Origin of the sequence: Salinispora vitiensis, from assembly GCF_000378825.1 — a bacterium.
GTDB classification, from domain to species: domain Bacteria; phylum Actinomycetota; class Actinomycetes; order Mycobacteriales; family Micromonosporaceae; genus Micromonospora; species Micromonospora vitiensis.
The window spans coordinates 47,088-60,602 of the sequence record NZ_KB900389.1 but is presented as its reverse complement, the minus strand read 5'-3'; the positions used below and the strand labels follow the sequence as shown (position 1 = coordinate 60,602).

12 protein-coding genes are annotated in these 13,515 nt (G+C 67.0%); 9 read left to right on the top strand and 3 right to left on the bottom strand.

What is annotated here, in order from left to right:
• Positions 1–899: 899 nt before the first annotated feature.
• Positions 900–1,610 carry a hypothetical protein gene (locus SALPAC2_RS0124045; protein WP_018219179.1) on the bottom strand — a complete coding sequence of 237 codons (711 nt, stop codon included), beginning with the start codon at positions 1,608–1,610 and terminating at the stop codon, positions 900–902.
• A 241-nt stretch (positions 1,611–1,851) separates the two neighbouring features.
• Complete coding sequence (locus SALPAC2_RS0124040; protein ID WP_018219178.1) at positions 1,852–2,805, bottom strand: hypothetical protein; 954 nt, start codon at positions 2,803–2,805, stop codon at positions 1,852–1,854.
• Positions 2,806–3,520: 715 nt separating this feature from the next.
• Here SALPAC2_RS0124040 and SALPAC2_RS0124035 point away from each other — a divergent pair.
• The 9 genes from SALPAC2_RS0124035 (at position 3,521) to SALPAC2_RS27415 (ending at position 12,452) form a co-directional block, all read left to right on the top strand.
• Positions 3,521–3,826 (top strand): hypothetical protein, encoded by a 306-nt coding sequence (locus SALPAC2_RS0124035; RefSeq protein ID WP_018219177.1) that lies wholly within the window; start codon positions 3,521–3,523, stop codon positions 3,824–3,826.
• Entirely contained in the window at positions 3,823–4,479 is a 657-nt protein-coding gene (locus tag SALPAC2_RS0124030; RefSeq protein WP_018219176.1) for a hypothetical protein, read from the top strand. Before SALPAC2_RS0124035 ends, SALPAC2_RS0124030 begins: the two co-directional genes overlap by 4 nt.
• 538 nt (positions 4,480–5,017) lie before the next feature.
• On the top strand, positions 5,018–5,863 hold the full coding sequence (locus SALPAC2_RS0124020; protein ID WP_223874160.1) for an XRE family transcriptional regulator: 846 nt from the start codon (positions 5,018–5,020) through the stop codon (positions 5,861–5,863).
• 1,069 nt (positions 5,864–6,932) lie between these two features.
• The gene (locus SALPAC2_RS0124010; protein ID WP_018219173.1) at positions 6,933–7,226 is read left to right on the top strand and encodes a hypothetical protein; all 294 of its coding nucleotides are present in this window, start codon (positions 6,933–6,935) and stop codon (positions 7,224–7,226) included.
• Between the two features lie 309 nt (positions 7,227–7,535).
• On the top strand, positions 7,536–8,189 hold the full coding sequence (locus SALPAC2_RS0124005) for a hypothetical protein (protein WP_026185097.1): 654 nt from the start codon (positions 7,536–7,538) through the stop codon (positions 8,187–8,189).
• Between the two features lie 371 nt (positions 8,190–8,560).
• Positions 8,561–9,544: a hypothetical protein gene (locus tag SALPAC2_RS0124000; protein WP_018219171.1), complete on the top strand. Its 984-nt coding sequence runs from the start codon at positions 8,561–8,563 to the stop codon at positions 9,542–9,544.
• Positions 9,541–10,611: a PD-(D/E)XK nuclease family protein gene (locus tag SALPAC2_RS0123995; RefSeq protein WP_018219170.1), complete on the top strand. Its 1,071-nt coding sequence runs from the start codon at positions 9,541–9,543 to the stop codon at positions 10,609–10,611. The genes SALPAC2_RS0124000 and SALPAC2_RS0123995 overlap by 4 nt, the downstream gene beginning before the upstream one ends.
• A complete protein-coding gene (locus SALPAC2_RS0123990) occupies positions 10,608–10,889 on the top strand; it encodes a hypothetical protein (RefSeq protein ID WP_018219169.1) in 282 nt (93 codons plus the stop codon). Before SALPAC2_RS0123995 ends, SALPAC2_RS0123990 begins: the two co-directional genes overlap by 4 nt.
• A 513-nt stretch (positions 10,890–11,402) precedes the next feature.
• On the top strand, positions 11,403–12,452 hold the full coding sequence (locus SALPAC2_RS27415) for a hypothetical protein (RefSeq protein WP_162561415.1): 1,050 nt from the start codon (positions 11,403–11,405) through the stop codon (positions 12,450–12,452).
• 218 nt (positions 12,453–12,670) lie between these two features.
• Here SALPAC2_RS27415 and SALPAC2_RS0123980 read toward each other — a convergent pair whose 3' ends face one another.
• The gene (locus SALPAC2_RS0123980; RefSeq protein WP_018219167.1) at positions 12,671–13,318 is read right to left on the bottom strand and encodes a methyltransferase domain-containing protein; all 648 of its coding nucleotides are present in this window, start codon (positions 13,316–13,318) and stop codon (positions 12,671–12,673) included.
• Positions 13,319–13,515: the final 197 nt, after the last annotated feature.

Below are 13,515 nucleotides of genomic sequence, written 5' to 3'. Positions count from 1 at the left end.
GGTCACCCTTAGCGATGGGGCCCGCTCACCCGAACCTCGTTGACCGACCATCCGGCTAGGCCCAAAAACCCACATAAGGTGCGCTCTTGCGCAGAGGTATACAACGATTCGCTCACGCGGGTTCGGCCGTAGAGCGCACTCCTTACCGGACCCTTACCGGTGGCATCCGGGGGGCGGCCCGGGGTAACGTCTGGCACCCGACTTGTAAACTTGCGTTCGTAGATTTATTGATCCCTACGCCCCACCCCGGAAACCACTTGCGGGGCGGACCCGACTCACCACATCGCGCACACCGAATGACTTCACACTGAGGGCAACCGGGCGGCGACGGCGCGAGAGCTGTTGAGGGCTGCGCGGGGCTTGCCACGCCCTCCAGGCACTCTCGCACCGTCGCCGTTCCCTCCACCCCACGCGGGACCAGTCGCGCGGTCGCGTGGGAGAGGGCCCGACGGGGGCCGTGTCGCCTGAGGCGGCCCGGCCCCCGTCCTCCGGTCTGCCGACGGGGAACAGCCCTAACACCTCGGCCGCCGTAGCGCCACGGGGGGAAGCGCCAACGACACACCGTGGATGGGGCGAACCACTACGTCGACAGAGGGTAAGACCCTGCGGGCACAAGCTAGACCTGTTGTGTGCGTAAAACGCCGACGATGCCGGCCAGTAACGACGCGCGGCCGGTGAGGGTAGGTTAAGGCCGCTCGCGAAGACAATACCCAACCGTAGAACACACCAACCATCCCCCGGATTGCCCAACGATGAAGTCCGATGCGATCTACCGCGTGACCATACGCTAAGAGTAGTCGCGCGGACACTCCCCGCCCGAGACTTCCTCTTTGGATGCATTCGGTTGCTGCGGGGCCGGCGGGTGAGGGCCCGCCGTAGCGGCGGGCCCTCACCCGGTGTCAGGCACTACACAGGCAAGCGGCGTGAATCCCATAGTGGCGAGCGGTTTCCCCCTCCAACAGGGTGTTGTCCAGCCCGCACCGCCCGGTACGCAGCCCGTACGCCCGCATAGCGGTGACCGGGTCCTTCGACAGGGCTTCCACGATTTCCTTCTTCTTCGCCCGGTAGGCGACTGCTGGCCCCGGTGTACCGTCTGGCCCCGCGGACCGAACGGCAATACCGGTATTACCTGCAACCGTGCGCCGCTCGATGCGATACACGCCACCCTCCAGCACATACCACCCGTCGGGGAGGCGGGGGGACTCGTCGCCCAATGGGCGAGCCTGCCGACACTCGTCCGCAATGGTCAGAAATTCCTCGATGGCCAGATGTAGTTCCATCGCCCGGCGCGCGGGCGAATGGGTGTCGGCGATAGTGCCGTCGATCTCCTCCTGGTCGACCGAGAGGCGCGGCGCCAATCCATGGATGAGGTCGTGCACATAGGCGCGCTGGTCATCCGTGGCCGGAGGGAGACCGGCTATTTGGTCGGTCGGCCGCTCGGCCTTCCCCTCCGGGGGGTGCTGCTTCCCGGTTCTCGGCTTCTCAGCCGAAACCGGCTTTCCCGACATGATGTAGTCCCGGATCTTCCGCGAGATCTCAGCGATAACAGCCATGGGCTTGCCAGCGTCTATAGCCGCATTGTGTTCCGCTTGCAGCTCGGCGAAGTCCATTCGCTACTCCCCTCTCGTTCGGGTCGGGGTCCAGCTCCCCAACCACAACCCAAACACTAGCGGGACAGCTAGAATCACACAAGGGGTGTTTCTCGGGTTTCTGGTGGCCTGCAAGTTGGTCGTGCAGCGCTGTCGAGCCGGAGCATGGCCGGGGGTGACGGGGGCCCTGGGGGCGCGAGCCAGCCCAACGGATCAAATCCCGTCACCCTTCTACGCTCCCATGAGTTGTGGCGTTGGCAGGTCAGTCCTGCTCAATGACCGGCAGCGTTGCCTGAACGGCCGCGCGCACGGCGTCCAGCTTTTTCCTAGCCGCATCGCGCTCACGCTCGGCTCTTTCGGCACGCTCCTTCCACCGGTCACGGGACGAGGACAACTCCTCCACCAACTCCAAATAGGTGTCGATCCTCCGTTCCTGCTCCGGGTCCACGGCGCTCGCTACCGAATGTGCGTGAGGCTGCGGATCAACGGCACGTGCCACCGACACCTGTGCAGGAAGCTGCGGCTCCACGTCGGTTTCCTGTAGCCGCCGTCGCAAGGTCGCCGGGTTCAGGCCCAGACGCCTAGCCGCCGCGACCTGACTGATGCCCGGCTCCTGGTCACGCAGTTTGAGGTATGCCGCGCGGGTCTTCTGCGGGCTGTCGCGGTTGCGCGACTGCCGTGTCCGGCCGGTCGCTTCGAGCCGACGGGACAGCGTCGACGTCTGAATCTGCAACAGCTCGGCCGCCTTAACAATGCCGAGCTGCCGCCCCTGCTTCCGTTCGTCTTCGACCAACGCGTCATACGCCTCGCGGGTCTTTAGCGCTCGTGCCTCAAACGAGGTCTGTTTGTCGCCCACGGTGGGTGGCTCCTCTGGGGGGTGGGGGGTGGACGCCACGATATCCCCGGCGCTGGCGATGCGCTCGCCGTTGGCGTGCTCCCGGGACAGGTGATCCTCGACCGCACTGGTCGACGGAAACACCCTGTTGCATCGGTTGCAGGACAGCCAGGTCACGGTTCGTGACCCGTCTTGGCCAGCCGATACGTCGATAGTCACTGCGATGAAGTTGGCGGCGACGATGCGCTTGTCGCCGGGGCGGCTCGTGTGCGCGTCCTGAAGGTCACGCACCGCGTATGGGCCGATCCGAAGCTTGTCTTTGTCGAATTGCAGCCCCAACAGTTCGAGCTTCTTCGACTTCGAGATGGTTGTCAGTGTCACGATCGTCCTTTCGTGGACGGCCGCCGACGCGGCCTCCCTTGGCTCACGCCCGGACGACGGGTGCACCCGCGCGGTTTGATGCGCGTGAGCGATGAATGGACAGGGGACGCACTAGGGGCGAGCATGGCTCCATTCCTCCACGGACGTACGACGAAACCGCGCCGACTTAACGCGGTGGTTTGCGGCGAGGTTCCAGCTCCTCTCCGCAACTCCGAGACTATCTAGACCGCATAGAAGTTGTCCAGCACTGTTTGGCAATTTCTGTTGGGCTCTAAGCTGCGTTTGCGGGAGCCGCTTCGCGTTGACGACGAACCGTAAACGGAAAGCCTCCCGCGCGCCCCCCGGAGCGCCCCGACCGCTTAGCGCCCACCCCTTAAAAGCGGCGCGTGAGACTCCACGCACGACGGAGACCCCACGATAGCAAGCCACACATAAACTTTGAAAGACTCATTGACACCTTCTAGCTGGCCCCCTAGTGTGGGTGGTGGCGGGTCGAGGGCCCCCGGTAGCGGCCCAGCAGGACTGCTGCCGGGGGGATCGACAGCCCGTGTGGATACAGCGCGGGCTGTCGATCCGCCCGCCAAACCCGAGGGGAGAGGCCGGGGGCGCGGTAGAGGGGCAATCCCCCGCGCCCTCGGCGACCTCCCCCGTACACGCCCTCCCGGGGCGGGGAGCTGGAACCCCTCACCCGGGCAAACCGAGAGGACAGCACACGATGATCTTTCTCGCCTGCTATGAGGACGCCGCCGCGTGGCGCGTGGCGTTCGCCGAGGATCTACCCGGTTCCCGGGCCACCCTTATCCATGTCACCGCCACGAGCACGGTCTACGCGCTCCGGCGGAGGTGGCTGGTCGAGGTACCGCCCTGCGGTGATGTCGTGGTCATCGCGGTCTACACGTCGGGGCAGTCCCAGCGGTTCGCCGGGTTTGGTTGCACGTATCTGGGGCTGCGGCTCGGCGGTGTCATCGCTGACGCCCTCCGGCGGACCACCACTGCCAAGCCCACGCGGTGGGCCGCATGAGGCCCACTGCCGTCCGGCCGGCTCCGCCGCGCCTCACCCCGCTACGGGATGTCGTCTACGCGCGGGACATGCGCGGCCGACGCGTCCGAATCGGCGCGGTCTCCACTGACGGGGTGTGGGCTTATCACCGCGTCGAGGATGTGAACACGCTGTGGGAGGTGATGGTGATCCCCACCGGCCAACCGGTCCCGCTGATGTGGAGCACACTGCGAGACGCACGCACCTGGACCGGCAGCGGTGACGCGCTCGCCAAGGTTCGCGACGGGACCGCGGCCGTGGCCGCCGACGGCGCATCCGAACACCGCACTGAGGCACGGGCGCTGATGGGGGTCCTCGACGGGCTGCTGTCCGGCCACCTCGTGATGGCCGAGCCCCTACGGCGCTGCGGGCAGTGTCGCGGGCTGCTCACCGAGACGCCCGACGGGTGGCGGCACGCTGCGGTCTGCCGCCCCGGGTGCTGGGCTCCCGCCGACGGGCTGCCAGTGCAGCCGTGCCTCACACCCGAACGGCACACCTACTGCGCTGATCTGTGGGTGCAGCCCTGCGCCCACGGCCGATGCGCCGAACCCGCCGACCCGGGCGGGCAATGCGACCACGCCGAGGAAGGGTTCTGCTGTGGCTGCTGCCGCCGGGACGAGGCGGGACGGCCATGATCGCGCTATGCCGTGATGGGCCCAGGAAGAGCGCACGATCGCCTTAGCTGTAGAGCGAGGCCTGTGAGCTGGCCTCTGCCCTGGAGGCACTGACCAACCGTGAGGATCGCCGCGAGGGGTGGCCGGCTACTGCCGTGAGTGTCATTCGGGTGGGGCTGGCCTTGGTGGTAGGCCCCGTGCCCATGTCGTCCGGGTGGTCGCTGCCCACACGACCACCCGGACGGCACCCCCCCCGGGAGTCCACGGTGCCCGGGGTCAACACCGTGGTGGTGGAAGGTCATTCACAAGGGCGTGTTGGGTGTCCGGTTACGCTCCGGGCAGGGCCAGGGCACACCACACACGCACCGCTTGGGGAGCCACGACCACACCCTCGGGCGTGGCCTCGGCTGATGCCATGAGGGCTCCCCGCTCACTCCTTACCCGGCTTGTCGTCGGCGGGCTTCGGGCGGGGCCCCCACGGGGGCAGTTCGACATCTCCACTGTGGTGCATGGCGTGCTCGTCCTCTCGGATCGATCAACTGCTGACTCGCCCTCTCGGATGGGCACCTTCGAGCCTGCCAGGGGCTGGCCGGCACGCGAACCGCACTTTGCGCGACACTGTGTGGACACCTCGGAAAGGTCACCGACGATGCCTGGTAATGACGTGCTCAGGGATGCTCTGATTGCGGCACAGTTGACCTACACGCAGGTCGCTGATCGGACGGGAGTGGACGAGAAAACCGTGTGCCGGTGGGTGACCGAGGGCCGGGTGCCTCATCAGCCCACGCGTCTGGCCGTCGCGAAGCTGCTCGGGGAGGACCCGGAAATGCTCTGGTCCGAGGCGGTACGTCGCCGGTTCAAAACCGGCGCTGACCGCGAGTTAGTCGAGATGTACGCACGGCGGGCCGACGTGCCCCGCCACTTCTGGCGAGACATGATCACCTCTGCGCGTCGGCGGATCTTGTTCGGCGGGTACACGTCGTACTTCATCTTTGTTGACGCGCCTCAGGCCCGCGCGCAGCTAGCGGCTAAGGCTGGTCAGGGGGTGGACGTCCGGTGGCTGTTGGGCGACCCCGACTCGGCGGTCACCCGGGCACGTGATGACATCGAGGCCCACCCGCTCAAGCTGGCGACCCGCATCCAGATGACGCGGATGGAGATCGCCAAGTCGGGGGCCGCCGATCTGATGCCCGTACGGTTGTCCGATCGGCACATCGCCACGTCAGTGTGGATTTTCGATGATGAGGCGGTGCTGGCCACGCACATCGGCGCGGGGCTGGGTCACGACTCGCTGACCCAGCATTTCAGGCGACGCGAGGAGGGCGGGCCGTTTGATCGGCTCCTGGAGCATTTCGAGTCGCTATGGAACGACGCCCATCCTGCGGAACCGGAGACCGACACTTAACTAGGCCATACAAAAATCATGAAGTAGCCCTTGCCGCTTACTTTGGGGCTCGTTACCGTGTGGGTGCAGAGGCGTCATCGCGGGATGACTGCCACTGACCCAGGCCCCGTTGGAAACACCGGAAAGGCGTGAGGGCGGGGCCATGAGCCCGGCCCGGGGAGCTGGAACCCCGGGTCTCAACCGAGAGGTAGGCGCGCATGAGTAAGGACAAGTCTTCGAGTCGTTCGGCCGCTGAGTGGGTCAAGCGGCACCCGGCCCCCCGGAACACGCCCGTGGACGACGCACGCGCCCCATGGCGGGCGGTGCTCGTGGTCGATGACGTCGCCGCTTTTGCGGCAACGTATCTCGAGCCGTTCTGCTCGGCGTACCAGGCAAGGGGGGCAGGCCGCTTCCCGGTCCAATGGGGACCCACTCGGCAGGAGTGGGTGTGTTGGTTGGTTGACGAGTTCAACGCCCACCACGCTCGGGAGGGCAGTCACATGGAGGCGGAGCCCGATACCGGTTCCGCGTAGAAGATTCCCCGCTCTAGCGGTGCTCATGAGGGCAACAGGGGGACGCATCAAGAGCCCAGCCGTCAGGGACACATCAAGAGCCCAGCCGTCAGGCTGGGCTCTTGATCGTTTGAGGACTCCTTGGCGCATTCGCGGCGATGCGCTGCCCCATCCTTTCCGGTCAGGCACCGGGGGTGGGCGGCCACGCGGAGGCGAGGGGGGTCTATCCCGCCTCTGCATCGGAATGCGCCTCACCCTGGAGACAGCACACACGAAACAGCGCCCCCGGTGACCCGGGGGCGCTGTTTCGTGTTGCAGGCACGCCGCAGGTGGTGCCTCCTCCACCTGAACCCCACGGTAAGTCATCAAGCATAGTTTGACTATTTTTAGTGTCCGCGTTATCCTTGAGGGACTTGAGTCGGGCAGGGCCCCGGGGAGCTGGAAGTCCGGAGGGTTCGCCGGCTCGAGATGCCCCGAGAGGACGCACCCCGCACGTGAAGCCGGGGACTATCAGTCACCCTGCAACGTTGGGCGGGCTGCTGCGCCCCTCTCACCACCCGAGAGAGCGAGGACATTTCATGGCCGAGCAGCAGGAGTCCAGAGGACCGAACCTTGCCTACGTGGAGCAGGCCCTGAGGTTGGCGGGCTGGACGACACGGTTCGTTCCGGCCCGCGCCGATTACACGGGCCGGTGGAATTTCGAGGCCCGTAAAGGACTTGCGCGGATGGAAATCCCGCGCGGCGAGGGGGGCAGGTACGCCCCCGTGGTCCAGCGCCTTACCCCCAGCGGTGACACGGAGTGGGCGTCATTGTTCACCCCGCAGGCACCCGTGCGGGCGCTGTTGCAGATGGCCTTCACCGCCGCCGGCTGACGTGCAGGTGCGGGGCGCCCCCGGTGCGAGGCCGGGGGCGCCCCGCACCTGCACTACCCGACACGGCCGACGGAAAGTGGGTAACTCACATTGATGCTTTCTACGCGCCCACGTATCGTCAAGGTCAAGAAGTGTGTTGACCAGGTGGACGCGGGTGAACGCCCGCGTACCGCAAACCGAGGAGGTGACCGCATGGCCACCAGCGAACCCGCAGCGGCCAGGGCCGCCGGCAAAGGCAAAACCCGGATGGACGAGCTACGGGCTATCCCGGGCCCGTGGGACTGCAGCACGATCTCAAGAGTTTTCGGCGTGGGCGTACAGACCGTGTGGATTTGGGTGCACGGGGGCCGCAGGACCCGCGACGAGAAGATCGCCCACCACTACGACGTCACTCTCGACACCGTGCGGCGCTGGCGCAAGGAAAGCGACGGGCAAACCTGGCGCGACAAGGCCGCCCACGTAGACCTCGACGGGGTAGGCGTTAACCATCAGATGCTGCCCGAGGCCACCGCGAAACTGGGCGGCAGCGATGGATGGGAACCCGACACGATCCTCAAGTGGGGCCTGACCTCGTGGGACGACACCGGTCGGACCCGCCTGGATGCCACCGGGCAGGCACGCCAGCTCCCCCCAACAGGACGGCCGCGGGGAACCCTCGAAACTAAACCGAGGGCCCACAACGACAACCGGGACAAGGTCCGGAAAGCGGTAGTCACCACCTACCGGAAGCTCGTGTCCCAAGAGTTCACCGACACGGCGGCGCGCGGTGCCGTCGCCGAACGGCTCGGCCTCAACCGCAAACAGGTGTCGCGGCACCTCGCCGCCGCCCGGCAGCTCCCCGACGAGTACGGCGACATCCCGCAGGGCTCCTCCAAGCGTGGCCCACGCCGCGCTCCGGGCAGCGTGCCCACCGCGGTCACGCCCCGCACGTCGCAAAAGGGGAAGGGGAAGGCCATCGAGTAAACGAAACCCGCCCCCCGACGCACCCGGACAAAGGCTGGAAAACCGAGAACGGTGCACGGAGGGCGGATCTTCCGAGAGGACGAGCACGCCCCAACTGCCACGTAGGTGGAGGTCGGTAACTGCCTCGCCTCGCAACACCCCTCGCGGGATGTCGCACGCCCACGGTAGCAACGCTGCGAGCGGACTGTCTAACGCGCCCCGTGTGCTGCGCGTCCCACAAGACCCAGACTGAAAGGGATTTTGTGACGCAAACCCCTCGGGCCCGGCATCCCAAACGGGCCCTGCTACTACCTACCCCCGGGAAGCTTCGCGCCCGCAAATCTGCCGGCCGTCGGCTTCATCTGCCGGCCACCACCCCGAACCCGGTCCTTATGGTGCAACTACGTGGCCGGTACGCGGGCCCACTCGAGCCCGCCGAGCAATGGCGGTACGCGCAGGCTCTCGCGCGGGGACGCACCGTCATCCCCACCGACTACCGGGCCAACCCCGGTGATCTCGTCGCGTTGATGGGCCACGCCATCGCGCTGGACATCCCCTTACCGGTGGCGTGGACACACCTACACTTCAGCGCCGACGGCAAGGGCGGCATGAGCGGCATCCTGATGTATGGGCTGCTGGTCCGCGCGGGTCACCGCGTGAACATCCTGCGCGCCGATGACCACGAGGTGTGCGCCCAGCTCGTCCGCGGTGACGGCCTGCCCGGCGGGCAGGCACGCTGGAGCATCCGGGAGGCGATGCGCGCCGACCTGCTGCTAACCACCAGGTGGCGACGCTACCCCGGCGACATGCTGTGGTGGCGGTGCCTGGCACGACTCGCCCGCCGATTCGCCCCGGACGTGGTGCTAGGTCTCGGCTACCTCCCCGAGGAGCTGGAAACCGGCGCGGTCGGTGACGATCCCACCGAGGCCACCGAGGCCACCGAGGCCACTGAGGCCGTTGACGCCGACGGGAACGCCGTGCCCCGCGCGGACGTGATGGAATTCCTCGCCGGTGTCGACACCCTGTCCTGGGCCGACCTCCGCCGGAAGATGAAGAAAGCGGTGGATCTGGGTCTTCATGGCCTGTACGCCGGGACCGTCGACTCGGTACCGCTCACCGTGCAGGACACGCTAATCAACGCCGGCAACCGCGCGGTCGCGGCCGAGGAAGCCCAGCGGGAGGCCGACACCCCACCCGGTGACGGGCTACCACCCACCGTCGGGGTGCCCAACACACCCGTAGTCGACCTTGGACGCACGACGACGGGTATGGCCTGCAAGTGCCCGCTCGAGCACATCGTGAGCACCGGTAACCATCTGCCCGCATGCGGCCAGTACCGGCCCCCGTTCGCTCCCAAGGGCGGCGAGCAGCGGTGATCGACCTCCTGACCGCCGACGCCGACCAGGTGCGCGCCCTCGTCGCCAAGGGGGTGTCCCAGGCGTTCATCGCCGAAACCACGCAACGCGCCCGGGACCCACACCACCTGGGCCTGTCCTCGATCGGCGGGTGCACCCGCGCCGCCGCGTACGCCCTGGCCCGCGTCGACCCGTCGGACACCCCGCCCGTGGAGGAGGGCCGGCAAGCCAACCTTGGTGTCTGGTACCACGAAGGTCTGCTACCCCGCCTGTCGGAGCAGATGGGCGGCGAGGTCGAGCTACCCGTGGTCCTGCACGCGGCCGGGGTCGCGATCACGGGCACCGCTGACCTGGTGCCGCCCGGCGCGGTAGTCGACCTCAAGACGGTCGGCGCGCACAAGCTGCAAACCATCCGCTACCACGTGTCGCCGTACCGTCGGCACCGGTTGCAGGTCCTCGGCTACGTCCTCGCCGTCCAGCAGGGCGGGCGGCCGACCCGATGGGCGATCTGGATCTACATGGACCGATCCACCGGCGAGGTGGAAGTCATCGTGGAGGAGTTCACCGCCCGCGCCGCGCTTGAGGTCATCGACCGGATAGCCGAGATCCGCCGATACGCCGAGCATGATCCTGACCTGGCCCCGGCTGAGGATCGCGGGCCGGGCCTGTCATTCACCTGCGACGCCTGTCCGTGGCTTCGCCGTTGCTGGGGCCCCGACGCGGTCCCCGGGCAGATCGGCGCCCAAACGTCGCTCGTAGCCGGCGCGATCCCCCAGGTACATCCGCCCGACCCCCGGGCGGTGCAGGCGCTGTCTTCCTACAAGGACGCCTCGGTCCGCAAGGGGGAGGCCGAACGTGACCAAAAGTTCTGGGGCTCGGTCATCGCGGGCCTTGATTACGGCGTGTACGGCGCGTGGAAGCTGACCCGCGACCGCGATGCAGACACGATGGATCAGGAGCGGGTTCGGCGGGAGTACGATGCTCGCCGACACAGTTGCGAGCCCCCGACACGCCGTAAACGGGGCGCGCTGCGGGTCACACTGATCGAGGCTAACGGCGCGAAGACCACGAGGGAGGTAGGGCCATGAACACCGCGACCATCGAGGGTTCGCGTACGCCGACGGCGTACAGCGCCTATTCGAAGGGCCGGGACCGCACCCGTCGAGGGCTACGGGCCAAGGCCGACTACATGGCCGCGAAGCGGGCCGCGGCCCGTGACGCCCGTGACGCCGCGAACGCCGCCGGCCGCCCCTACATTGTGGAGGGCATCAAGCACGGCTACTCCGGCTACGTCAACCACCTGTGCCAGTGCGGGGCCTGCAAGGACGCCAAGGCCGTTTTCGATGCGCGCCGACGCGCCGGATAAATCCCGGCAAGGGTGTTCCCCATCGCACGGTCAATGGGTCTAGGATCATCGGCGGCGACACGTCGCAACATGAACAGCGTGTGTCGATGCTGAGAAGTATTCCGGCCCCCTCACCCGGGGGTGTAGGGGGCCGGCGAACGCACAGGATGTTCGGACTGTGGAGGAGGGATAAGGTCCAGGACTAAGCGGGAACTCAACCGGACCCCGAGGATTGGTCGCGCTTGACACACCTCGTGTTCGACACCTCTATCGAGCTTCCCGATCTCCAATCGCACACTCAACACCGATTTTTCAGCCCTCCTGCGCGGGGCATGGACGAGCATAGCGGATGCACACGGGAAAGTGCACCCGGTAGCACCATGCGCCACGGGCCACGTCCTACCGCACAGGGGGCCGGAAGGAAACCCCCCGATGCTCCCCGATGAGATGACCGTTAGGGGGCGGCGTGTCCGCCTACCTGTCCTGCTCGTGCTGTCTGCCCACCACTCCCCAAGCGATCTATATTTGTTCGGCTTGGTCGACGTGATGACCGGCCGGCACCGGGGCCCCGCCGTCGCCTCCCGCGCCTGGTACGCGGGCCGGCTGGGCCTCTCCGAATCCGGCGTCGCCAAGTGCCTAGGACGACTCGCCCGCCCACACGCCTCCACCAGTGCCCTGGTGCCCGACGCCCCCGTCTTCATGATCTCCCGCCGGCGGGGCTGCAAACTCACCGCCGAACGGCAGGTAATCCCGGGCGTGCCCTACGTCGAGCTCCCCGAATGGAGCATCGGCGACGATAGCACCGGCCCACTAGTCTCTGCCCTGGCCTGGCGTCTCTACGCCCTGTGCATGTGGAAGCGGTGCCCCCAACGCGGCACCCTCGCCCTAGCCCGCCGCGAACTCGCCCAGTTGATCCGGGTCCGACCCGACAGCCTGCCGCGACTCGTCCGCGAACTCACCGACGCCGGCCTCATCCTCACCCACGCCCGCCCCGGCAGGGAAACACTGATCCTGCCACTCGCCCGTCGGGTCACGCCGGCCCAGGCCGCTCGACTGTGGGAAGCCGTCCTGACCCCCGAAGAGCAGGACACGCCGGTCAGCGACGCACAACGCTGCGCCGAGGCCACCGAAGCGGCCGAGGCCGCGGGCACGATGCCCCCGCCTCCGGTCGAAGATCTCACCTCGGCACGGTCAGACGAACCGCCGACGTGTGGACAACCCGCCGGACCCGCCCCCCCCATGTACACCTCACCCCAGCCCTCCCCAGGCACAACACCCCGCCCCGATACGGGTACATCCACTAAAGACCCGCACTATGAAGACCCGCACTATGAAGACCCCGCCCGCGTGCGCGCCGCCGGCCCCTCCGGGGCGGCGACGCCGGGCGATCCCGTGTCCGCCGACTACGCCGAGGTCTGGCCAGAGGCAACAGGGGCGACGCTTGCACGAGCGGTCCTGTCCGACATCACCGCTCGCCGGCAACGCGAACGCGCCAACCGCCAGCCGTCTCGCGCTATCGGCAAGTCCGGGGTGTGGTGGGACGACCCCCAGCAACGAGAACGCTCGCTAGCCGACGCAGGGTAGCCCCAAGTCGAGGAAGTACGCGCCAGCTCTGAACGCACGCTTACGCCACAGGTATCAGCGTGCGTTCAGAGCTGGCGCACCAAGTCGAGGGCCTAGTACTTACGGGTGAGGCTAGTTAATCAGTTAACTAGCCTCACCCGTAAGTACTAGCTGTACGTTTTGGAGACCTTGAGTGTCTGTACCTTGCAGCGTCGCTGATGACCTCACTGCGGCTACGGCTAGCTCCGGTCGTAGACCTGCACGACGTCTCGAAGTCCGTGCCACCGCACCGGTACACAGCTAGCCACGAGCTTCCAGCCCTGCTGCTCCAGCGTGGTGAAGAGGTCATCATCACCGCACGAACCATATTTCTCTCCGATATAGATGACTCGGTTGCCTTGGTAGGCGTCCAGGATCGCGTTCGCGTTGTAGCCAAGTGGCGGCCATGACACCAGCAGCGTGTGGCTAGGGTGCCAGGAAACGGCGTCCTCGGCGTCTGCCTCCGTGACCGGGAAGTGCGCGGCGACGTTTCGGTGCCACCGGTTGCTGTCAGAGCCCAGCGTGGGCGGGTGTCGGTCGTACGCGACGACGTTGACCCCGGCCTGCGCCAGCAGCCACGCCCAGTAGCCGGTTCCTGCCATTGGGTCCAGAAGGTGACCTTGGGAGTGCGCGGCGACGAAGCGGAGCGTGTCCGGGGCGGTGATCGTCCAGGAGTAGCGTGCGACGTAGGTCTGACGCACAGACAGCCAGTCGGTAACGGTGCCCTGCCCTCCGTGCTGGGTCAGCCCGAATCCACCGACGGTCGGTGTGCCCCCAGGGATTGATCCGGTTGGGTCCACGTAGCCACTCACCGCATCCCAGTAGGGATTGATGATGTCGTCCCCCATTGCAGGCTCCTCACTCTGGGGCTGTAAGGGTCAGAGCTAACGCCCCTCCCTCTGATGTCAGAGGGAGGGGCGTTGTGCCCCCGTATTCAGGTTGTCATGGCGCTTGCTCCGCTACCAGACCCTCTACTGAGGGTGACTGGTAGGGCACTCGACGGGATGAAGCGTCCACACAGAGGAGGTTAGTTAATCAGTTAACT